The sequence below is a fragment of the Nostoc sp. genome (assembly GCF_036919575.1).
Classification (GTDB): Bacteria; Cyanobacteriota; Cyanobacteriia; order Cyanobacteriales; family Nostocaceae; genus Nostoc.
In genome coordinates this window covers 143,664-165,244 of the sequence record NZ_JBALBY010000106.1, presented here as the reverse complement: position 1 = coordinate 165,244, position 21,581 = coordinate 143,664, and the positions used below count along the sequence as shown (strand labels likewise).

Below are 21,581 nucleotides of genomic sequence, written 5' to 3'. Positions count from 1 at the left end.
GTCTGTCAGTTCTTGTACATTCGTGAGAGGTTAAGACGAAATCATTTTTGTCAATTAGTAACTCTGCGGAAAATTTGCTAAAAAAGTGAGTATTAAATAAAGCTTTCTACTGAATTTGGATGCAAGAACGAATGATCCTTTTAAATATGACGCGATCGCTAGCCCAAAAATTCTGTTGATTAGCCCCATTTTCCCCAAAATTTTAAGTACTATTGCTTATTGACAAAAGCTCTATAATCTTAACCTCTCACCGATGGTTCTTGTACGGGTTATAAAACACCTACAGGTTTGTCTATAAGTTTGCAGGATTGTCTATTTAATTGTCAACTAGTCCCTTTCTCTTACATAGTACAAATGTACGAATTTATTTTAGTATAACTTTCCAGAGGATTTTATATTTTAAATTAAATGCGATATTTCGCGTCTTTAGTAATAAAATACAGGTCAGGCTATTTGCTTGACCTGTTTGGTAAAGAGTCATTAGTCGTTAGTCCTTTGTCCTTGGTAAAGACTAATGACAAATGACAAATGACCAATGACTAAATATTACTTACTGCCCATTTGTGCAGCGACTTCATCAGCAAAGCTAATTTCTTGCTTTTCAATGCCTTCGCCCAGTACATAGCGGACAAAGCGACTAATTTGAATGTCTTCGCCTAATTGCGCCTTCACTTGCTTCACCAAGTCTTCCACAGAAATACTTTGATCGCGAATGTAAGGCTGATCGAGCAAAGCCAATTCTTTCAAGCGTTTTTCAATTCGTCCCTGAACAATCTTTTCTTTGATGTTATCTGGCTTGTTCGCCAAATCATCCTTGCCCATTTCAATGTCTTTTTCCTTTTGGGCAATTTCGCTAGGGATTTGGTCTACACTAACATACTCGACGTTTGGGCAAGCTGCAACTTGCATTGCAGTGTTCCGTGCCAAGCTTTGGAACTCTTGATTAGCAGCCGCCCCCTCAGTTTGGGAACCCAGTTCTACCAATACACCAACTCGACCGCCAGTGTGAATGTAGCTGTCTACTATACCTTGTGTGCCCTCTGTTATTGCAAAATTGACAAAGCGACGCACTTGGATATTTTCACCAAGGGTGGCAATGGTTTGCTTGATGAATTCTTCTACAGTTACACTTTCATGATCAACATAGGGTTGAGCCAACAAAGACTCAACACTATCAGCTGTCGCTGCTTGCTTTGCTAGGTTCTTAACTAAGGCTTTAAAAGCCTCGTTACGAGCAACAAAGTCGGTTTGGCAGTTGACTTCTATGAGTACACCCACCCGACCAGCAGGCTGAATGTAGGTGTCCACTAAACCTTCTGCCGCAATGCGATCGCTTTTTTTCCCCGCCGTAGAGATGCCCTTTTTCCGTAGCCAGTCTACGGCTTCTTCTATGTTGCCGTCAGTCTCTTTCAGAGCATTTTTGCAGTCCATCATGCCCGCACCAGTTTTTTGGCGTAGCTCTTGGACGAGTTTTGCAGATATTTCCGCCATGTTGCCTCAATTCCTAACTTGACCTCGAGTTGTAATCGCTCACCGAATTTTAGATTTTAAATTTTGGAAAATGGAATTGAAGATTCAAAATTAAAAAAGTCTGAGAGCAAGCGAATTTAAACGCGAGAATAAATCTCAAATCCCAAATTACTTGACTTGCCCCTGACTTAATTGCTCTTTTCAATCTAAAATCTAAAATCTGTCTTGAAAAGTTTGCTCAACGGGGGGAACCCCCGCACGCAACTTTTCGCAAAATCCAAAATCCAAAATTGCCTCACGGGTGTTGAGTATTTCTATCTTACTCAGGGCTGGGGGAGAAAAAATAATGAAGTTATGTTATGAGGTATGAGTTTTTTCGCCTCTACCTTAGCCTACGAGTTGCCGCAGGTTAGGGCGGATTGCTGCTTATTCTGCAAACAACCGCCCTCCCTCGGACATTTGCTTCACCCCTGCTTTACTTATTCCTCAACTTCCTCGTCGGGAATTACGGCGTCAGTATATTCGCTTTCTTCGTAGTCTTCGTCATACTCACCGCCTTCGTAATCTTCGTCATACTCTTCAGCATCCAGCTGACCGTGACGACCTTCGTAAATGGCATCCGCCAATTTTCCGACTATCAGCTTAATTGACCTGATAGCATCGTCGTTTGCTGGGATGGGGATATCTACTACATCTGGGTCACAGTTTGTATCCAGCATAGACACAATCGGAATATTCAGCTTTTGGCATTCTTGAACTGCGTTATATTCCCGGCGTTGGTCTACAATTACCACGATATCGGGGACTTTCCGCATTGTCTTAATGCCGCCCAAGTATTTCTGAAGCTTCGTCATTTCCCGACGCAGCATTGAGGCTTCTTTCTTCGGTAATAAATCTAGTGCGCCAGTTTCCTCACGGCGTTCTAAATCTTTCAGACGATCTACCCGTGTTTTGATGGTTGCCCAGTTGGTCAACATTCCGCCCAACCAGCGTTGGTTAATGTAGTGGGAACCGCAACGGGTGGCTTCTTGGGCAATAATTCCAGCTGCTTGCCGCTTGGTGCCGACGAAAAGAAATTTCTTCCCTTGTTCTGCATGCGATCGCATATAGTTGTAGGCATTATCCATCAACTGGGCAGTTTGCACCAAGTCGATAATATGCACACCATTGCGGGAAGTGTAAATGTAAGGAGACATTTTTGGGTTCCAACGCCGGGTCTGATGCCCAAAGTGAACCCCTGACTCCATCATTTGAGCCAATGAAACGACTGGCATATATTTTTTAACTCCGATTCGGGTTAAACCTCCATCCAAGTGCATTTCCCAACTGGGAAACACCCGAATTCTTAGATGTGCGAGATTAGTTAACCATACTAGGTTAACACATTCGGAAGAGTTGTTGTTGGCTGACCGAGTGAGGGCGATAAAATAGCGCTGCCCAATTGTTGAGTGGGCAGCGCTATGCTTTTATTAAATGCCATCAACAGCGATCGCCACGCTCATTTATAGTAAAAAATACTCAGTATAAAAAGCTTTCCCCTTTACCCCTTTTTTTCATACCTAGTGTTATAAATATTCAACAAATTAATGCTCAAAAATGGTAAAATATGTCTAAATATCCAATAGCCATAGACCATTAACTAAGGGGTGAAAAGCCAGCCACTACAAGCTTCCTTGCTTTAGGCATAAGGAGTCAAGCATAGGTACAAGAGCAAGCAATATTAGTTGATGTGAGGTAATTAACAATGGATAAATGTTGAATAAAACGTAGTCCCAGCGGCTTTTAGCTTAGGGATAGAGGGTATTGCAGTTTACCCATTCCGGGTAACACCGGGAAAAGTGGCTTAAGGATATTTGTCCATAAAGTTATTAACTGTTACTGAATATTATCGGGGTCTACATTGAGCGATCGCAATCTTGCCTTTAACTGTTCTATCTGCAATTCTGCCTGTTCAGCTCGTTGGCGTTCCTGTTCAGCTCGTTGGTGTTCCTGTTCAGCTCGTTGGCGTTCCTGTTCTACCAGTTCTTCTGCCTGCTGTCTTGCTAAAACTTCCTGCCCTAAAGCCTCTGCCAGTTCATTGGGGATAAGTAATTTTTCCCCCGTATCCTCTCGATAAAACCCAATTAGCCTTCCCTCAACTACCAAACGCAGTTGTAACGGTTCACTACGTCCATCTTGTATAGGTTCGTAGATTTCTCCCCGCAGGCGATAGCCACGTAACCGTTGTTGCACCCACTCGCCTTTAGGGTCAAATAGCCAATATTCCTTGACACCTAGCTGCTCATAGAGGGTCTTTTTGAAGATTTCGTCTTGTCCCTTAGTCCCAAAGGATGTCATTTCAAAAATAACTGTGGGTACTTGACCCTCTTCCCAGATTTTATAGTTGTCCCGACCGCCGGGTGCAACATCAAAAATCACCATCACATCTGGGGCTACCCGCAACTTGGGAAAGCCTTGTGCATAGTAAAGAAATTGATTTCCCAATACTGTTGCCTGACGATTTGCCACATACTGTTTCAGGACTTCCAAGGTAGTTAGCAAGGCATAAAGGTGATCGTAGGTTTCTGCCACTGGTTGACCATCAGCACTGGGGTAGAAAATTTCTGATTCGACACTAACAGGTAAAGTAGCCGTCATGGTTGTAAAATCAGTGCTACGAGATTATTGTAGAACAACTGTACCTCTCCCTAACTTGAAATGTGCAAGCTTTTTAAAATATAACTGGATAACTCACAAAATCCTTCCCCTTCGGCAGCAGTGGTAATATAAGCGGGCTGATATTTCAACTGATTCATATATTCCAGCACATTTACCACGCCTACAGAAATAGGAAAATAACGCCGATCAAATAAACTTTCATCATTGGGGCTATCGCCAACAGTGACAATTTGTTCTGGTGAATACTGGGGCAAATATTCGCGCAATACCTGCAACAATCCCACAGCTTTATCTTGCCCTTGAGGTTTAATGTGACACTGGACGTTGCTATAGGTAAATCCCCAGCCCATTTGTTGACAGAGATTGTCTAGGGTTTGTAGTTCGTCTTCCCGCAAACCAGCTACATCAAAAGTCCAGTCGGTGATGCGAAAACGATTATCAGCAGATTCTTGGATTTGGGGAAATTTAGTTTGTAAATTCTCAAAAGTCGTAGCCAAGTGCTGACGATGTTGAGCTAAATCGGGAATGGGTGTTAAGACTACTGGTTTCTGGTTCCCAGGTGGAAAGTACAAACCGCCATTTTCTGCTGTAGCACCGGCCACTGGCATAATCGCACTCAATCCACTCACCCACCCAGCAGAACGTCCTGTGACAATCAGCACCTTAATGTCAGCTGCCGCTAAATCCTCTAAAGCTTGCAGCACTGCGGGAGTAAATTTTCCTCGTGTAGTTAGGGTGCCATCCATATCTGTGGCTATCAGACGGATATTGCTCAGGCTGGTAGATGAAATCTCAGACAGGGCAGGAAAGCTCTGGTGTCTGGACATAGGCGGTTTTTAAAAGACTGTAAATAAAGAATATTAATCATACAGCAAGATGGCCTTGAAGATTTGGGCATCCTAAACATCAGGAGTCAAGTTTTTCAGTTTTCCAACCATGCCCACTTCGATCTTTCTTGCCCTACCCTCCGGGACAAAGACTAAAAAGCCATCCCAGGAAGTGCCAGCGAGTAATCCTCAAATAGTACCACTATTGGTAGTAAGCTCTGGAGGACTGGCTTTAGCTGTGATTGCTTTGATTGTGTATAGTAAGCTCCAGATGAATAAGCTGGAGAAAAAACTTAAGTTTGAACAATTCCGTGCGCGAGAATTAGAGAAAAAATTTAAGCTGGCGCTGGAAACAATTCGCAAAATGGAAACTAATCCCGATTTGGTCAACTCACGGGACTTTAACCTAGATTATCTGCGAATGCGGATGGCAGAGGAGGTGTTTCATTTTGCAATCCTTAATCAAGTGAAGATTCAGATCAAAGATAAAATTACTCAAGCCCTGCGCCCAAATCAAGCCCAACAAGGATCAGTCGGAATTGCTAATAGCGCTGGACGGCAAGTAGATGAAATTTTTGATGTGGAGTATGAGACTGGTAGTGCCGGGAACTCTGCCAAGCGAGTGCTGTTTCGCATTCAAGTCCGGTTAACGAAGTTACCGACACAAGCAACTTCTGCGACTATTAGTCAAATTATTGACTGTATAGAAACTTACCTAAGCCCGGTAGAAAACGAAGATAGTTGGCAACCAATAATTCAAGGTCGGATTGCTACCATGCATTGGGATCAAAAGGCTAAACCTACGCCTCTACTGGTGCTAGAGCAATCGAATGAAGGGGTGAATGTGACTTTTCGTACTAGTCGCCAACCAAATACCCCACCTCCGCCAAAGCCAACTGGAATGAAAAAATCAGGCTCGACTAGATAATACAGCAGAATTCAGGAGTCAGAATTCAGAATTCAGAAGTCATTAGTCATTTGTCATTTGTCAAGAGTAAATAGACTATGTTTATTTGTGTCACAGCTTAGTTATAAGTTGTGATTTCTCACTTGGGAATCATGACTGAATCGCTGTATTTGGGGAATTACGGGTTAAAAGACCATCTTCCATTTCTACGATGCGATCGGCTATGTCTAAAATGCGGTTGTCGTGTGTCACTAATAAGATAGTAGTTCCCTGATTTTTGGCTAGACTCTGCATTATTTCCACAACATCGCGTCCTGATTGTTTGTCTAATGCTGCTGTTGGTTCGTCTGCTAGCACCAGTGGGGGACGATTCACTAGGGCGCGAGCGATCGCAATTCTTTGTTTTTGTCCACCAGAAAGATTGTCTGGGTAGTAATCTACTCGTTCTTCTAGACCAACTGACCCCAGCATGGCTTTTGATTTAGCCACTGCTTCTGTTTGAGAAATATTATTATTCAATTCTACCGCCATTTGCACATTTTGCTTCGCTGTCAAGAACCCTAGCAAATTGTGAGCTTGAAAAATATAACCAATGTTGCGTCGCATCTGGACTAGTTTGCTTTGACTGACGCCAACGAGTTCTTCACCTAAAAATTTTAAACTTCCTTCTTGTACAGACCGCAAACCACCAATTAAGCTCAGTAATGTTGTTTTACCTGAACCTGATGGCCCGGTCATAATTACAATTTCACCAGGATAAATTTCTAGGTTGATGTCAAATAATATCTGTTTTCTCAGTGCGCCTTTGCCATAGTAGTGATTGAGATTTTTAATGGCAATTACAGGTTCTTTCATCATAATTTTGTTAGTTATATGTTAGTAGTTTCACGCTACGTAGTGCCTGCCAAAAATTAATGTTTCTTAATTGTAAACTCTGGTTATCAACAATATCTTTTAATTAATAGTGAATTAATTAAAAGATATCTGCTGGATCGGCAGAACGTAATTTTCTGACTGCGATCGCACCAGAAATAATACACATCATTATAGTCAGAAATAACACCATTGCCGCACGATCAAAACTCATAAAAACTGGTAAAAGTGTTGCTTTCCTGGCACTATCATACATAAAAAAAGCAAATATAATTCCAGGAAAATAGCCTAAAACTGCTAATAGTAAAGCCTCTTGAAGGATAACTGTCAATAAATAGTTTTGTGTATAGCCTATTGCCTTGAGAGTAGCGTATTCAGCTAAGTGATCTGCAACTTCTGTATAAAGGATTTGATAAACAATCACAGTCCCCACAATGAAACCCATGACAGTCCCTAATGTGAAAATAAACCCAATAGCTGTACTATTTGCCCAATAATTCCGCTCAAAATCAATAAATTCTTGCTTAGTTAAAACATTTACTTCGTTAGGTAAATACTTTCGTAATTCTTGGGCGACAACTTTAGCATCTGCTCCCGGTTTTAATCTAATCAGCCCAATATCAATTAATCCTTGCTGACGATTGGGAAATATCCGCATAAAGTTAATATCACTCGTAATTAAATTCCCATCTGCGCCAAATGATGCACCTAATGTAAATAGTCCCCCTACTTTAATTCGCCGCCTTCGTACTTCTGCTGTTACAATCTTTCCTTGCTCATAATTAGCAGCAATTGGCCCATACTCCACCCTAGAAGAACGGTCAAATAGAACTACATCAGGTAGTTTAAGTTTATCTAAATTCTCTTGAACTCCAGGTAAGTTAACTAGGTTAGTTTCTGGGTTCATTCCAAAGACAAGGATACTACGAGGACGGCCTGTTACAGGATTTTTCCAAATTGTAAAGTCCAAATATATCGGATGTACTGATTGAACTGCGGGTAACTCTAAAGCTTTATATAATCGCCGTTGAGAAAAGCTTCTCATCGCCAGTACAGCGCTAGATTGACTGTTAATTAAAACAATATCGCCTTGCAAGCTGTTATGAAATCGAACGTTACTATAATACAGAGCATCCCGGAAACCGAGTTGCATAAACATTAAAATATCAGCGAAAGCAATTCCTGCTAAAGCGACAGCTAGGCGAGTTTTTTCCCTTGTCAGTTGTAGCCACGACAGAGGTATTTTTTGATTCATTTTTTAGGTATCCAAGCACAGTTAAGATAATTCGTAATTCGTAATTAAGAACATTTACAATCCAAAATAGCAAATCACAAATTTGTAATACTGCTCATCTATAACTGAATTAGTTATTGATATCGACAACAACTTTAGCGTAAGTTAAACCAGAAACTTTCTGGCTATCTGCTGGAGGTAGAGCAATTTTCACTTCTACAACTCTGGCATCTACATCTGCTGCTGGATCTGTATTCAGCACATCTTTTTTACCAATTTTTCTGCCGATTTCAGTGACAGTTCCCTTTAATTCGCCGCTAAATGCTCCATTATCGCTGGTGATAGTAGCATTTTGACCAATACGCACTTTACCAATGCTGTCTTCGGCGACTTCAGCAATCACAAACATTTGGCTGGTTTGGCCAATTTCAGCAATGCCATTTGCACCGATCGCTTCGCCTGATTTGGTGTAAACTTTTAGAATCTCTCCGGCGATTGGTGCTTGAACGTAGCTCAATCTCAGTTCTGCTTCGGCTTTTCTGACATTTGCGATCGCATTACTAACTTGAGCTTGCGCTACTTGCACATCGGTAGGACTAACATCTAAAATTTTGCTCAGTTTGGCCTTTTCTTCATCGATTTGTCTTTGCAAAGTTGCTAAAGTTTTATCGCGGTTAACTTTGGCTTCGATTAGCTGCTGTTGCAAAGTTGCTAAATTTTGGATTTGGTTAGCTCTAGCCTCAGCAAGTTGCTGTCGTAGAGTTGCCAATGTCTGCTTCAGCGTAGCTTGGCTTTCAGCAACCTGCTGATTAGAACTTACTGCACTCAAGCGTCTTCTGTCCCGCTCTTGCTCAGAAATCGCACCTTCTTTGTATAAATAATCATAGCGTCCGGCATCTACTTGGGCATTGCGCTGTTCGGCTTTAATACGTGTCAGCGTTGCTCTCAGAACTTCTTTTTGCCCACTAAGTTCAGCTTCTAGGCGATTCACGGTTGCTTGTTGGACGAGTTTACCACCACTTAACTGGGCTGCAATCCGGGCGATCGTTGCTTGTTGAGCATCCCTTTCCCCAAGTAACTGCGCTTGTAGGCGAGCAATAACTGCTCTTTGGGCTTGAATATCTCTTGGAGATCCGGCTCTGACTTGCGCTAAATTCGCACGGGATTCTTGCACTTTGGCTTTTGCCTCTTCTAGTCCGGCTATTTGGGTATCGCGGTTGTCCAAAATTGCTAGAATTTGACCTTGCTTTACCTGTTCACCTTCTCTCACCAAAAGTTGCTGAATTCGTGACGATGGTGCTAATCCTGATGATGGGGCGGACAATTTAACAACTTCGCCTCGCGGTTCCAAACGCCCCACAGCACTAATGCTATTGGTAGATGGCATTATGGGTACGGATGTAGTTAGTTTCCTCAGCTGTTCGATTTTAGCTGTACCTAGTATCCCAGCCGCGATTACCACTGGCACAGCGACAGCGATACCCCACCAAATCTTCGGTTGTTCATGATTAAGTGGCTGCTCACTTGGCTTTGGCTTTTCAGTCACCCTTGACATAGTATGTTACCCGTTTACCTGAATTGTGCTGATGGAAGTAAAAATAAAAGGGTTTTTAATAATCAACAGCCAGCCGCTTAGGACAAACAACAGTGGTTTAAAGCTGGGTATGGCTTAAAATTCATTGTGTGATGAACGCTCAACACTATGGCTTTGCAAAATGGTGTTTTCTATAGTGTTTCTCATTTGTATGCAATACACTGACCTCTCTCTAAATCTCTCTCCTAAAAGGAGAGAGACTTTGAGGCTTACTCCCCAACGCTAAAACGGTTGGGGCTGTTCTTGTTAGGTCTGTATTGAAACCCAGAAGCGCTATAGTAGCTGGCTATTCAATAACTCTGAGTATTATTGAGACACGAGTGCAATGGAAGTTAGCAGAATTCACAAGCAGTATGAATCTAGATGTAGAGATGCGATATATCACATCTCTACACAAAATCCTAAATTGGTATGATGCGGTACTATACTGCCAATAGGGTTCGGTTAAGGCAAGAGACGCGATAAATCGCCGTCTCTACAACGGACTGATTATTGTAAAGACGGCGATTTATCGCGTCTTTGCGATGTAGGGCGTGTCATCAAAAAACCTTATCCGAACCGTATTGACTTTACTGCTACATTCACTACAGCTATAGTTAGTCACAAAATTGAAAAGAAACATCAAAAATAGACTGTTGCCTTTCCTGGATACAATCTTGCTACAAAAGTGAGTCTTCCTTAAGTCAATCAACAATTAACTAACTAAAAAATATCTGTTGACCCTGAGGGAAGCCGAAGGGTCAACTTGAGCATTTCTAACATTAGAGTTTCCTTAACTTTCTGGTCAATGAGTTAGCTGTCTCTAGTTGCTTACACCTACCAAGACAACAAACCATTTTGTGATATTCGCTTCAAAGACCTGACTATTCTCCCTGCTGCTGTTTTGGGACTCCATTAAACTCTCGTTGAATGAATTCTACATTTATCCGTTATGGGAAAACGTAACAGAGCCTACAGATAGAAAACTGTGAGCCTCACAAACCAAGCAAAGTTAAAAAGGATTTCAAAATTGCGGTTGCTACTTACGGTTGTACCCAAGTCGAGCGATCGCTAACCAGACAACAAAAGCCGCTAACTAGGGAATTGCCGCATGAAGGCGGGATAGCTGCACTAGACTAGAAGTAGGTTGAATTGTCTCGACATTTAACGTGTCGCGTAGAATAAAAATACCGAATCACAATAGAAGTAGTAACAGTCACAGGTGAAGACAAATGAGTCCAGAACAAGAATTATTAGAAAAATGGCGAACGCTTGACAAAGAAAAACAGGAAGAAGTTTTAGATTTTGTAAAATTTATTCATGCAAAAATGGTGAAAACTCAACCTCTAACCCCTGCAAATAAATCTCAATTGGGAAAACGTCTGCGGCAAATACGTGCCGAAATCGTTTCTTCTGGTGAACAAATGTTCACTCAAGATGAACTTGAAAAAGAAATTGCTAATCGTCGCGGTGGGTTACAGGAAACTGATACATGATGATAAGTTTTATTGATTCTGGGGTACTAGTTGCTGCCGCTCGTAGTGTGGGGGAATTATCCGAAAAAGCTCTTTCTATTCTAGAAGACTCGGAACGGGAATTTGCTGACAGCGTGTTTGTTAAGTTGGAAGTAATTCCCAAAGCAATTTCTAATCGACAAACAAAAGAATCTGAATTTTACGAAACATTTTTTAGCAGTATCACTTATTGGGCGAATGATTTAGACAAAATGGCTCTTCAGTACTTACTATGCTAAATTGCTTTGATAAAACCCTAAAACCCTTATATATCAACATAATTAACATTATTTACTAACATTTTAGGGTTTTAGCAATAATTTTGGCTTTTAACCTTATTTTTTAAGCCAAATTTTGATGTTTAACTAATAATTTGGCATAACAGGTACTGAAGAACCGACAAAATTGTTCAAGATGCTTACCAAATTGCTTCTCAGTATGGTTTAGCAGCTATGGACGCGCTTCATGTAGCGGCGGCGTTGTCAGTTGGGGCAGAGGAATTAGTCACAACTGAGAAAAGAACAAAGCCTATGCATCGAGTAACTAGTATTAATGTAGTTTCTATTTTTGATTAAGTTCAAACATAGTTGATTGTCCTCATGACACTGCACAGTATACGGAGGACGGAATGATTATTGTTCGTACTTCTGATTTTCGTGTTGCAGAGTTAGACCTTTCACAAACAAAATTTGTTTCAAAAGAAACTTTTGACAAGAGAGTTAAGCGTTTAAAACCTGTAAAAGGTGACATTTTATATAGTCGGGAGGGTGGTATTTTTGGTATTGCTTGCCCTGTACCTGATGTAGAAATTTGTATGGGTCAGCGAATGATGTTACTACGTGCTGACAAAAATATTTATCTAACAGTGGAGTAGGTGCAACCTTACTCAAACGACGATTGGAAGCCATCAGCAAAATCTTTCAAGTTTGCATAATTGATGCCCCACCCCAGCGATCGCGCTGGTGCATGAATCGAGCGATCGCATTTTTTAGGGGCGATCGCTCAGTTAAGATTTCCTTGTTATATAGTTCCCTGGTAGCTACAGAAATTAACAAAAAGCTGAAGCTTGAGTAGTTTGATATGGTTGGAAGCGATCGCTTGTTTTTTAGCCGATCTCACCAAATCGCGTTGCTGCCGTCCTAGACTTAAGCCTAAAGGCTTTTTGCCGCTTTCATCCCGCACCTTTAGTGAAGTGTTTATCGGGTTTCAGCAGTATTTGTATTCACAGGATATGGCAGCTTAATTTGGCAGATCGAATAGAACTGTGGTCATGTAATTTTCTGCCCAAACTGGGCCAAAGGCTTTTTCTAGTACGCGGCGGGTTTTATCGTTTTGCTGCTGTTTGGTGCAGTAGTTGTGTTGTCCGGCGATATTTTGTGTAACTTGTTCAACTGAAACAGGATGTGAAGCGATCGCTTGGGTACAATGAATGTCTAAAAATTCTCGCACCCGCGCGAGAAATATTGTTTCTTCTTCAGGGGAACTGGGGCGGACAAAGATGCAAAAATCAGAAAAAATATTTCCCCATTCAGGTAATTCACGAGGTTGAGAAAAGTTAAGCACTGTTAGCTGTGTCAGTGCAGAAGTATAAGATTCTGGTAAGGTACGCTCTACGTTAATCGGAGAAAGGTCGGCGATCGCAGCACTAATTTGACCTCTACCCCCAACTAAATCGCAACCAAACATCGGCAGGTTATATTCTGGACGGGGAAACATGACACAGTGCAAAATATCCAGCATATTTCCGATTTTTGCCAGTTCCAAATGCATTTTCCGAAACTGGGGCGTTTGATAGCAGCGATTTTCAATCGTCAGTTTTTCGCCTTCTAGTCTACCTTCCACATACCCCAACTCATCAGGCAAATGGTAGGGTGATAAATCCAGGTGCTGATGCCAAGCTGCCTCAATACAATCGGCTAGCTGACGAATTAGGGGATGTTGTTGCTCACGCAGCGAGGGCATAGAAGTAAATGACATATTCTAGTTGGCAATGCGATCTATTGGCTAGTCTACAACCTGTCGTGCCATACCTGCTCTGGACTGCAATATAAGCAAACACTTTAGGGGATTGGGCATTGGGGATTGGGCATGGGGCATGGGGCATTTACTAATAACTAATGACTAATGACTAATGACTAATAACTAATGACTATTGCCAAAATTCCGTAACATCGTATCCGAATTCTTCTAGCATTTGCCGCAGCAGAGGTAAACTGAGTCCAATTACATTGCTGTGACAGCCTTCGATTTTTTCCACAAATAAACTACCAAAACCTTCAAGGGCAAAGGCACCAGCACACTTGAGGGGTTCACCTGTGGCAACATAGGCTTGAATTGCGCGATCGCTCATTTGAGCAAAGTAAACTCTTGTGACTTGAGACTTGACTAAAGTGCGATTTTGGTCTATATCAATTAAGGCATGACCTGTGTACAAATCGCCAAAGTTACCTTGCATTATCTGCCACCGAGCGATCGCTTCCGAGATGTCTGGTGGTTTACCGTAAATTTCACCATTGATGGACAAAACTGAATCACAACCTATAATCAAAGCCGATTCAAACTGCGGGGCTACAGTTTGTGCCTTGTAGTCGGCAAGAGTTTTGACCAATTCTGCTGGTTCACTTAGTTGAATTTGCGACTCATCAAAGTCACTGGGTTTAACTATTGGTTCAATACCAACAGTTTGCAGCAAGCGGCGACGGGCTGGGGAAGCTGAGGCAAGTACAAAAGGTGGAATTTTCATGAGATTTCTGAAAAACTTGGTAATTACGCATTGGGCAATTCAATTTTAGATTTTGGATTGACGATTTTGGATTAAATTTCAATTCTTTAATCCAAAATCTAAAATCTAAAATTCTCACTCTCCCTCATCTCCCTCATCTCCCTCATCCCCCTCATCTCCCTCACTCCCCACTCCCCAATTAATAAACAGAAAAAGAATTGACAACCTCATCAATCATTCGTTTAACTCTCTGCCAGCGTTTTTCAGGAATTGAGGCGTTGAGGGTAAAAAGTTTACCACGGCTAACAGCGACGCTGGCGATGTTGTGTCGTTGCTGTTGATTGGGGAGTTTAACCTCATACTCTAAAAGGTAGTATATTTTACCGTCTACTTCTCGCTGTGCGGCATTGACTAATTCAGCCGAACGACCAGAGTCAGGAGGCGCCAGAGCTGCTTTTCCTAATTTATATCCTACTTCTGTTGGGGTTCCCAATTCTGATAAAGTTTTGCCTTCTGGAACTGGGCTAATCACAACCGAAACATTTTCCGACACCTCAATCAAATCGTGGAAAACCACATCTGGCCCGTTGGCAACTTTAACTTGCAGCCAGCCGTTAGGATATAAAAACTGATAGCCATCACTACTGTCTACAAAGCTTTTGAGTCCAGCCGCAGCCGCTACACTAGAATTGCTCAGGCTGAAGCTCAACACCAATAGCAAAATTAATACAATTCGTTTCCACATTTCTACAGATTCCTTTGGGCTGGAGATCACACAATGCTTGCATCATTTCTCGTTTTTATTCTCCCACCAAGCGGGACGCTTCGGATGATACAGTTTCGCCTAAATGTACCAGTACTTTCTTTACAGCTTGATAAGTCAGTAACTTTGGACAGTATTGGCTGCCCTCGCAATTTCCTTCAGAGGCAGGACTTACGCAAAAATCGCTAAAAACCTTAATTTATCGTTCGCATAGTGTGCCGGAGGCATACCGCCCTTCGGATGACGCTCGTTCGTGAAACGTCTCCCCTTGGGAGAAGACTCGCTAACGCTGCGCTAACACCAGTCGCCAATAACGCCTTCGCGGAGCGTCTCGAAGAGAAGAATTAGTAGAGTGTGCGTAAGTCCAAGAGGATGTTTGAAAAGTCACACCAGCTTATTAATTAGAAGGTTTAGAAATCATAATTGGGATTGGCCTAGGTAAAATGCTGGTAACATTTTCGTTAGACAATCGCCAAATCTTAATAGTTGTATCTGCACTACCACTAGCGAGCGTTTGACCATCAGCACTGAAGGCTACAGAATAAATTGCTTTTTGATGTCCTTGAAGAGTATGCAGTAACTGTCCAGTCTGGAAATTCCACAACTTAATCGTTTGATCGTAACTACCACTAGCGATCGTTTGACCATCAGCACTGAAGGCTACAGAAGAAACTGCTTGATTATGAGCCGCCAGAGGTATGTTTAATTTACCACTAGTCATCTGCCAAATGATGACTTTGCCATCTTGACAACCACTAACAAGAATCTGCCCATTTGGACTAATAGCCACTGTTCTAACTGCGTCTGAATGCTCGAAAACCCGGAGTATTTTACCAGTTTCTACATCCCATAGCTTCACCGTTTTGTCCCAGCTAGCACTAGCCAAAGTTTTTCCATCCCGACTGAAAGCGATCGCTTTCACATCATCTGAATGTCCAGATAAAGTATGGATTAATTTCCCCGTTTTTAAATTCCACAACTTAATTTTGTTATCCCAACTACCACTTTTTAATATCCAAAAAATAAAAATTCCTCTTAACTACTAATAAATAAGCATGCACCAGAGCTAATAAAAAAGCCAGGACACCTATTTATCGGCGATATTTAAATAATTTAATTATTATTTTTGATTTTTTTCTAACTGGAAATACTACTCTAATAGTACTTGGTAATAAGGTAAAAATGTAAGCAAATAAAGCTAAAAAACCTAGCAGATTAGGAAGCGGAACATTATCTAAATGCAACATAATAATAACTTTTTATCATCAAACTAGCGTGGTCGATATATTCAAAAACAATGGCTGTCGGCGGACTTTTTCTGTAGTAGATAGGGTAGGTTATTTCGTTAACGCACCATCTTGATTTGATCTGCGGCGCTTTAGGCGTTTCACCATAAAAGACTTCCAACAAATAAATTACCTAATCTTAGTGGGGTGGACAACATGAGTGCCCATATACAAGGGGGATCGTGTCGCCACCTCACAAGAAGTAGTTGAGTATTTTTTTGTTTGGAAGTCCCTAACGCATCCTACATACTGGCAGGAAAAAAGTAAGCCAAAAACCATAAAGCAATCCTGGCTCTAGAAACCAGGATTGCTTGGCATTAGACGTAGGAGAAAGACGAGCTATTGGTCAAGTTGAGTGTAGAATTCGCCGCAGAACCCTGTATCAGAGCGATAAGATCATCATTACCGCCAATACTTCCAGTCGAGGAGGACGAATAGACACGTGAATCCGTTGCCCCACCGCTATTGTTCCGGTAGAGACCAATGCCAGTTTGTCCGCCAATAGTGCCAACTTTGACGTTGTTAACAAGTGTGTAATTTGCAGCAGAACCAGTCAGTTGAATTTTGTCACCGAGTTTGAAATCAGTAATCTGGGCATAGTCAGTGTTTCCATAGAAAGAACCATTATTAACCCCGTCATCATAGAAAGTTTGACCTTGTACACCGAGGATAAAAGTGTCGTTCCCAAGTCCGCCTGTGAGGGTGTCGATGGTGCCAACCCCGTTAGAACCATTGCCAGCACCAGTTAAATAGTCGTTACCTGCGCCGCCTGACAGCAAGTTATTAGCAGCATTGCCGACTAGAATATCATTGCCTTGACTGCCTGTAACCTGTTCGATCGCAGTTAACAAAGTAGTACGCGTTGAACTCGTATAGGAAACTGTGCCCGTTGCTAGGTTAACGTTAACGCCGCCAGTATAGGGACTGTAGTCTACGGTGTCAATACCAGCACCTCCATTGATGAACACGGTATCAGAACTGCCAGTAAAGTTATCGTTACCTACGCCGCCTTTGACAATCTGATATTCACCGTCAGTCAACTTGATTTTTTCAATGTTGATTAGGGTATCAGTACCATCATCGCCATTCCAAGTAAGTTGGTCTGTTACCTGCAAATTCCCATTAGCAACCGAGAATTTATAGTCGGTATAGAGTCGGTCGTAGTGAGCTGTATCATACCCATCGCCACCATTGAGGAGGTCATTGCCAGCGCCGCCAGCAAGGTTATCGTTGCCACCACTACCGATGAGGGTATCGTTACCATCGCCACCATACATTAAAGCCCAGTTGGTAGTAGTGAGGTTATCGTTGCCATCAGTGCCTGTAACGACTGAATAGACACCGCCACCACCAAAGTTAATTTGTTCAACGTCAATTAAGGTATCAGTGCCATCACTACGACTCTGATCGCGGATTTGCCACTTACCTTGGTCAGAAAAAGAGACTTTGTAGTTTAGATGGTATCCAGCTTCATATACCGTGTCATAGCCATCACCACCTAATATCCTATTACTACCAGTGCCTGCATCGATATAGTCATTACCAGCGCCAGCAAAGACTTGATCATCGCCATTGCCACCATAGATAACATCATTGCCATCACCGCCGATAATCTGGTCAGCACCGTCATCACCAGAGAGGTAGTCGTTTCCGGTTCCACCATCGATAAAGTCATCGCCGCTACGACCAAAAATAGTGTCGTTACCTGTACCGCCGTAGAGGAACTCGGCGCGATCGCCACCATCAATTATGTCATCACCAGCTTCGCCGTAGGCAGTGTTATCGCCATTACCCGTAAAAATGTAATCGTTGTTGTTGGTTCCCCCAATTACCTCGTCGGAGTTGAACCCCTTTGCCGAACTACCACTGGGAGTACTACCTGAGTCTGGACGTACATCGAGTACATATTGTCGACCATCAAAAGTAACAATTGTGCCATTCTTAGCTGTGCTAACACCCTTAGTACTTTGGACACCAAGTCCTTGCTGCTTCACTGCTGCCAAACCACCATACTTATGTTCGTTTTTCGGATCAGATACAGCAGTTTCACCGAGTTCGATATGATTGTCAACATATTCAAAGACATCGCCTTGGAGGTGACGTGCCCCTGTGGTGCGCTCAATCATATCTTTGAACTGTTCTGATTCAATCTGGGTCAATAGTCCTATGGCCTCTTGAAAGTTTGAGTCGAGGCGGTTGAGGTAGTAGAGGCGATCGCCATCTTGAAGTCGCTCTAACTGATCGGCAAAGATCGTATTGAATGTAGTCCCCAGAACCCCGCCAGATACATGCGTTTCAGCCAAACCGCCGATCCACAGGTCAATCTTGTTGAAGCCTTGGTCGTCCCCGTTGAGGAAATTGGTCGCTTGTACCTTGGTAAAACCTTGAGCAGCAGCAGTACCCTGTAGGATTGTGCCTTTATCCAGCCCCGCGATCGCCTGAGCTTTCGACAAATCACCATCAAAAGAATAGGCGGCAATGAAATCCACCAGGGATTCTGGGTGAATCATGTGGCTACCAAAATCCTTCCAACTGGTGTAGGGATTGAGATCCTCTACTTTCAGAGAGCCATGTAGTTCGGGATAGGATGATGTAGTACTGTAAAGTTGCGAACTAGGAATAATTTGCTTTGTCTGGTGAGCGCTTGACCAAGAAAGTTTAGCGCTGGCATGTCCCGTACTGTCGTAGTACTCTAGTTTAATGTCGTACTTCTGTCCAGCTTCCAGGGAAATGCTGCCAGACTGTTTAGTTGGTAGCTGATCCGTGGAGTTGTCAATTAATAATTGTCCATTCACCCACAGCCGTATACCATCATCAGCATTGGTATAGAAAGTGTAGCTTTCGGTGTACTCGGCTTTGACTTGTCCTGTCCAACGCACAGAGAAAGTATCAGATCCCATACTCGCATCTGGTGAACTCGACCCCCAATTAAAGTTAACAGCAGCATCAGTGCGGGTAAGTCTTAGATTGGTGAAGTCTTTGTTGTCGAAATACTCTGCCTTCAAACCACCAGCAGGCGAGGCTGCTCGTTCAGCCACTAGCGCATCGTGTAGCTGTTTACGGGCATCATTCAGGGTAGTTAATCCTAAGTCACGACCACGAGCAATATTGATCGCAGCTAGATCCAATGCTTGTCCAAGTAAGGTTTGTTGCAATGCAGGGGTAACAAACTCGTCGGTTTCATTCCCCACCTGACGGGCCATACCCAAGGCAACAGATCCAGGCCCAACCTGAGAAAAGGCATTTGGGTTCAAGAATGCTGCTTTGAGGGCAAACTTTTGGACATCGGCAGTTAGGCTGCCATTGGGATCGAGATAGTCGATAGTTTCCCGTAATTGGGAGTGACCAAAACGGAAGGCTGCTTGGGAATAGTCGAGTGTGATGTCAGCGTTGATGTTGGGGTTGTAGGTGCGGAATTTCGGGATATCTGGTGAGACAAATCGGGCATACTCGAAGACGATGTGTTGGTACTCCGTCTGGTTAATGAATCGCGCTGCTTCAAACAACTTATCTTGATTCCAGGAGATGGCACCATTGGTTGTGACGTAATTGCCCTGAGCATCTTCGTAATGACTGTTAACAATGCTTACCCCTGACGATAATTGAGCGCCCATCCGTACATTTACAGCCACCTGCCAGTCATGAGCATAGGTCTTGTTGGAGTCTTGACTCTGCTGCTTCAGGATCGCCGATTCCAAGCTATTAAGTTGAAAGACATGATTCTCATGGAATACATGGTGTAGGGTCGTCAAACCAAAGTTTTCATTGAGTCGCCCGTCACCGGCAACATAGTGATCCCCTACAGACCGTAATAGTAACTCGTTAGCGATCGCCTGATCAGCAGCACTCAGATTCGGTTGGATGGAGAAACTGTTAGGGTTGATGTAGTTCGAGAAGTTGTAAGCTGTGCCATTGACTGTAATCGTCGTTGGTAGCCCTGTTTGATCCAGGGTTGTGCTTAACTCAACTCCCGCCAGGATACCTGTAGTGTCCTTCGTTGTCCCGTTCTGGTAGATATGGGCAGCATCGAAATGCGGGTTCATATCTAGAAGGACGGCCTGATTTGTACTAATGGTCTGAATTCCGGCTTGATTCGGATCAGCATCTAGGACATGACCCTGGTCATCGCGCACCCGGTAGTTCTGAATATCTTCCCATGTCAAGTCATCGCGCCCAGTCGCTAGCAGTTGTACCCGCAGTTCCTTCAGGGTGGGTAGAGTCTCTTTGGTCATTGTAGAGGTGCCGTCCGCCTGAACAAAGTTCCAAGACTGCGCCAGGGTGTTGCCAGTCAGTAAATTTGCACCGGGAATATAGTGCCCCGGATTGTTGGCGTCTTCTACCCACTGACGCAGTAGTTGCGTGATCTGCTGGTCGGAACCGTAGGCTTGTCCTAAGTCAGTGTAGGGAGAGGTGCGATCTAAATAGATGGGATTAACTGGACCGAGTTTATCGTCAGCAGTGCCGTACTTGCCATCAGCCCCCGGATTAATGTCGTCAACAGTGCCGAATTTGCCATCAGCACCAGCACCGAGCGGGTTGGAAACCGTAGCTCGTGAGATCGTCATCGATGTAACACCCTGGGCAGGGTTGTAGAGCGGATCGTTCGGACTCAGGGGGATAACGATCTTGGCACTCTTGCCATCAGCACCGATATTGCCGCCTTTTTCAATGAAATCAAGACCGTGGTCTAAGTACTGGCCAAACAGCACAAACACGCCACTGTAACCCGATTTAGATTGATTACTACTGCGATCGCTCCTTTGGCTGCGAATGAAGGGTAAACTAGTACCGAGAGAATTATCGATATCGGTGGCGATACCGAGGCGATTCAGGGCAGTCTGGGATGAAATCGTTTGAGAAATCATCCGTGGCGTGTAGTCAACCACCGTCTTGAACGGGTTGGCATAGAGCGCCGAACTGTTGGCAATATCGTTGCTGATGGTCAGACCGTTAGCTACAGTCTGGTAAGAATCTTGGAACCCAATTGTACCGGGGCCAAATCTCCCAGGGTTGAAAGCGGGGTTATTGATGTTTTGCCCAAGGTAGTTAGAGTAATTTGCCTTGGTAAGGTTCAGGAAGGGTTCATTAGTCGAACCCCAGGTATATCTACCAGGATTAAGATTGTTGAAAACGCCGCTGATTGTTCGAGTACCCAACGGATCAAGGACACTCCGCACGCGGATGGGGGCATTCACATAGATGGAAGAGTCAAGGGGGTTGAATGTACCCAATAGACCTAGCTCGCGAACAATATTGTTAATATCTACGTATCCGTAGATCGGCTGACCATTTTGGTCGTAACGAATAATTTTGATGTTGGCAGCATTCACCTGCCGACGCAGAAATTTCACATCACTGGGGGCGATAGAAAAAAGAGAACCAAGCTGATTTGGCATATATTAGGTTTATTGAATGTAAATTAAGTGATTGAAGCAGGCAGGAGGCTTAATTGGAGCAAATCAGTTATATAATTCGACCTATTTTGATTTGGAACTACTGTTGCGTAAGCTTCCTACAGATTAGGCAACAGTAAGGGTCTTAAACTCTTGCTAATTTCGGTCGCAGCCGGAAGTAGAGAGCAGTTTTTCTTCTGCCTCCTTGGTTTCTTGATCAAATGAAAAATACCTGTAATTTTTGTTAAAAATTAATTAAATCCCTACAAGGATTCACATCTTTTTTTTACATTGATTTAGGTGAGTTAAACCTATCTTACTGGTATAAATATTTAATTAGTTTAAAGCTTCGATGAATTAA

Annotated in this window: 19 protein-coding genes; 6 read left to right on the top strand and 13 right to left on the bottom strand. The window is 43.0% G+C overall.

Annotation, left to right across the window (positions count from 1 at the left end; all coding sequences use genetic code 11):
• Positions 1 to 546 precede the first annotated feature (546 nt).
• From tsf to V7K27_RS27050, 4 genes are all read right to left on the bottom strand, one after another.
• The gene (gene tsf, locus V7K27_RS27065; RefSeq protein WP_334951395.1) at positions 547 to 1,491 is read right to left on the bottom strand and encodes a translation elongation factor Ts; all 945 of its coding nucleotides are present in this window, start codon (positions 1,489 to 1,491) and stop codon (positions 547 to 549) included.
• A 458-nt stretch (positions 1,492 to 1,949) separates the two neighbouring features.
• Entirely contained in the window at positions 1,950 to 2,744 is a 795-nt protein-coding gene (rpsB, locus tag V7K27_RS27060; RefSeq protein WP_300415762.1) for a 30S ribosomal protein S2, read from the bottom strand.
• Between the two features lie 601 nt (positions 2,745 to 3,345).
• On the bottom strand, positions 3,346 to 4,107 hold the full coding sequence (locus tag V7K27_RS27055; RefSeq protein WP_334951394.1) for a Uma2 family endonuclease: 762 nt from the start codon (positions 4,105 to 4,107) through the stop codon (positions 3,346 to 3,348).
• Positions 4,108 to 4,157: 50 nt separating this feature from the next.
• Positions 4,158 to 4,955, bottom strand: coding sequence for an HAD family hydrolase (locus V7K27_RS27050; protein WP_334951393.1), 798 nt, complete (start codon positions 4,953 to 4,955; stop codon positions 4,158 to 4,160).
• 109 nt (positions 4,956 to 5,064) lie between these two features.
• On the opposite strand from V7K27_RS27050, the gene V7K27_RS27045 reads away from it, so the two are divergent.
• Positions 5,065 to 5,883, top strand: coding sequence for a hypothetical protein (locus tag V7K27_RS27045; RefSeq protein ID WP_334951391.1), 819 nt, complete (start codon positions 5,065 to 5,067; stop codon positions 5,881 to 5,883).
• Positions 5,884 to 6,012: 129 nt separating this feature from the next.
• Here V7K27_RS27045 and V7K27_RS27040 read toward each other — a convergent pair whose 3' ends face one another.
• The 3 genes from V7K27_RS27040 to V7K27_RS27030 form a co-directional block, all read right to left on the bottom strand.
• Positions 6,013 to 6,720 carry a DevA family ABC transporter ATP-binding protein gene (locus tag V7K27_RS27040; protein WP_334951390.1) on the bottom strand — a complete coding sequence of 236 codons (708 nt, stop codon included), beginning with the start codon at positions 6,718 to 6,720 and terminating at the stop codon, positions 6,013 to 6,015.
• Positions 6,721 to 6,835: 115 nt separating this feature from the next.
• Entirely contained in the window at positions 6,836 to 7,990 is a 1,155-nt protein-coding gene (devC, locus tag V7K27_RS27035; RefSeq protein ID WP_334951389.1) for an ABC transporter permease DevC, read from the bottom strand.
• A gap of 109 nt (positions 7,991 to 8,099) precedes the next feature.
• Complete coding sequence (locus V7K27_RS27030) at positions 8,100 to 9,524, bottom strand: HlyD family efflux transporter periplasmic adaptor subunit (RefSeq protein ID WP_334951387.1); 1,425 nt, start codon at positions 9,522 to 9,524, stop codon at positions 8,100 to 8,102.
• Between the two features lie 1,250 nt (positions 9,525 to 10,774).
• On the opposite strand from V7K27_RS27030, the gene V7K27_RS27025 reads away from it, so the two are divergent.
• From V7K27_RS27025 to V7K27_RS27010, 4 genes are all read left to right on the top strand, one after another.
• Positions 10,775 to 11,038 carry a hypothetical protein gene (locus V7K27_RS27025; protein ID WP_334951386.1) on the top strand — a complete coding sequence of 88 codons (264 nt, stop codon included), beginning with the start codon at positions 10,775 to 10,777 and terminating at the stop codon, positions 11,036 to 11,038.
• A complete protein-coding gene (locus tag V7K27_RS27020) occupies positions 11,035 to 11,295 on the top strand; it encodes a hypothetical protein (protein ID WP_334951385.1) in 261 nt (86 codons plus the stop codon). Before V7K27_RS27025 ends, V7K27_RS27020 begins: the two co-directional genes overlap by 4 nt.
• 213 nt (positions 11,296 to 11,508) lie before the next feature.
• On the top strand, positions 11,509 to 11,631 hold the full coding sequence (locus tag V7K27_RS27015) for a hypothetical protein (protein WP_334951383.1): 123 nt from the start codon (positions 11,509 to 11,511) through the stop codon (positions 11,629 to 11,631).
• 53 nt (positions 11,632 to 11,684) lie between these two features.
• Entirely contained in the window at positions 11,685 to 11,930 is a 246-nt protein-coding gene (locus V7K27_RS27010; protein ID WP_292767722.1) for a hypothetical protein, read from the top strand.
• Between the two features lie 46 nt (positions 11,931 to 11,976).
• Here V7K27_RS27010 and V7K27_RS27005 read toward each other — a convergent pair whose 3' ends face one another.
• Complete coding sequence (locus tag V7K27_RS27005; protein ID WP_334951382.1) at positions 11,977 to 12,111, bottom strand: hypothetical protein; 135 nt, start codon at positions 12,109 to 12,111, stop codon at positions 11,977 to 11,979.
• A gap of 11 nt (positions 12,112 to 12,122) precedes the next feature.
• Here V7K27_RS27005 and V7K27_RS27000 point away from each other — a divergent pair, with 11 nt between their 5' ends.
• Complete coding sequence (locus V7K27_RS27000; RefSeq protein WP_334951381.1) at positions 12,123 to 12,299, top strand: hypothetical protein; 177 nt, start codon at positions 12,123 to 12,125, stop codon at positions 12,297 to 12,299.
• Here the strand turns inward: V7K27_RS27000 and V7K27_RS26995 are convergent.
• The 5 genes from V7K27_RS26995 to V7K27_RS26975 form a co-directional block, all read right to left on the bottom strand.
• Positions 12,296 to 13,033: a phycocyanobilin:ferredoxin oxidoreductase gene (locus V7K27_RS26995; protein ID WP_334951380.1), complete on the bottom strand. Its 738-nt coding sequence runs from the start codon at positions 13,031 to 13,033 to the stop codon at positions 12,296 to 12,298. The genes V7K27_RS27000 and V7K27_RS26995 overlap by 4 nt on opposite strands.
• 172 nt (positions 13,034 to 13,205) lie before the next feature.
• Positions 13,206 to 13,799: a Maf family protein gene (locus tag V7K27_RS26990; RefSeq protein WP_334951378.1), complete on the bottom strand. Its 594-nt coding sequence runs from the start codon at positions 13,797 to 13,799 to the stop codon at positions 13,206 to 13,208.
• A 178-nt stretch (positions 13,800 to 13,977) separates the two neighbouring features.
• The gene (gene psbP, locus V7K27_RS26985) at positions 13,978 to 14,523 is read right to left on the bottom strand and encodes a photosystem II reaction center PsbP (protein WP_334951376.1); all 546 of its coding nucleotides are present in this window, start codon (positions 14,521 to 14,523) and stop codon (positions 13,978 to 13,980) included.
• 415 nt (positions 14,524 to 14,938) lie between these two features.
• Positions 14,939 to 15,520: a WD40 repeat domain-containing protein gene (locus tag V7K27_RS26980; protein ID WP_334951374.1), complete on the bottom strand. Its 582-nt coding sequence runs from the start codon at positions 15,518 to 15,520 to the stop codon at positions 14,939 to 14,941.
• 624 nt (positions 15,521 to 16,144) lie between these two features.
• Positions 16,145 to 21,223, bottom strand: coding sequence for a peroxidase family protein (locus tag V7K27_RS26975; RefSeq protein ID WP_334951373.1), 5,079 nt, complete (start codon positions 21,221 to 21,223; stop codon positions 16,145 to 16,147).
• Positions 21,224 to 21,581 lie beyond the last annotated feature (358 nt).

What these genes read in the sequence shown, in the direction of transcription:
- tsf (WP_334951395.1), bottom strand. Translation starts at nt 1,491, where the DNA reads ATGGCGGAAATATCTGCAAAACTCGTCCAAGAGCTACGCCAAAAAACT.
- rpsB (WP_300415762.1), bottom strand. Translation starts at nt 2,744, where the DNA reads ATGCCAGTCGTTTCATTGGCTCAAATGATGGAGTCAGGGGTTCACTTT.
- V7K27_RS27055 (WP_334951394.1), bottom strand. Translation starts at nt 4,107, where the DNA reads ATGACGGCTACTTTACCTGTTAGTGTCGAATCAGAAATTTTCTACCCC.
- V7K27_RS27050 (WP_334951393.1), bottom strand. Translation starts at nt 4,955, where the DNA reads ATGTCCAGACACCAGAGCTTTCCTGCCCTGTCTGAGATTTCATCTACC.
- V7K27_RS27045 (WP_334951391.1), top strand. Translation starts at nt 5,065, where the DNA reads ATGCCCACTTCGATCTTTCTTGCCCTACCCTCCGGGACAAAGACTAAA.
- V7K27_RS27040 (WP_334951390.1), bottom strand. Translation starts at nt 6,720, where the DNA reads ATGATGAAAGAACCTGTAATTGCCATTAAAAATCTCAATCACTACTAT.
- devC (WP_334951389.1), bottom strand. Translation starts at nt 7,990, where the DNA reads ATGAATCAAAAAATACCTCTGTCGTGGCTACAACTGACAAGGGAAAAA.
- V7K27_RS27030 (WP_334951387.1), bottom strand. Translation starts at nt 9,524, where the DNA reads ATGTCAAGGGTGACTGAAAAGCCAAAGCCAAGTGAGCAGCCACTTAAT.
- V7K27_RS27025 (WP_334951386.1), top strand. Translation starts at nt 10,775, where the DNA reads ATGAGTCCAGAACAAGAATTATTAGAAAAATGGCGAACGCTTGACAAA.
- V7K27_RS27020 (WP_334951385.1), top strand. Translation starts at nt 11,035, where the DNA reads ATGATGATAAGTTTTATTGATTCTGGGGTACTAGTTGCTGCCGCTCGT.
- V7K27_RS27015 (WP_334951383.1), top strand. Translation starts at nt 11,509, where the DNA reads ATGGACGCGCTTCATGTAGCGGCGGCGTTGTCAGTTGGGGCAGAGGAA.
- V7K27_RS27010 (WP_292767722.1), top strand. Translation starts at nt 11,685, where the DNA reads ATGATTATTGTTCGTACTTCTGATTTTCGTGTTGCAGAGTTAGACCTT.
- V7K27_RS26995 (WP_334951380.1), bottom strand. Translation starts at nt 13,033, where the DNA reads ATGTCATTTACTTCTATGCCCTCGCTGCGTGAGCAACAACATCCCCTA.
- V7K27_RS26990 (WP_334951378.1), bottom strand. Translation starts at nt 13,799, where the DNA reads ATGAAAATTCCACCTTTTGTACTTGCCTCAGCTTCCCCAGCCCGTCGC.
- psbP (WP_334951376.1), bottom strand. Translation starts at nt 14,523, where the DNA reads ATGTGGAAACGAATTGTATTAATTTTGCTATTGGTGTTGAGCTTCAGC.
- V7K27_RS26975 (WP_334951373.1), bottom strand. Translation starts at nt 21,223, where the DNA reads ATGCCAAATCAGCTTGGTTCTCTTTTTTCTATCGCCCCCAGTGATGTG.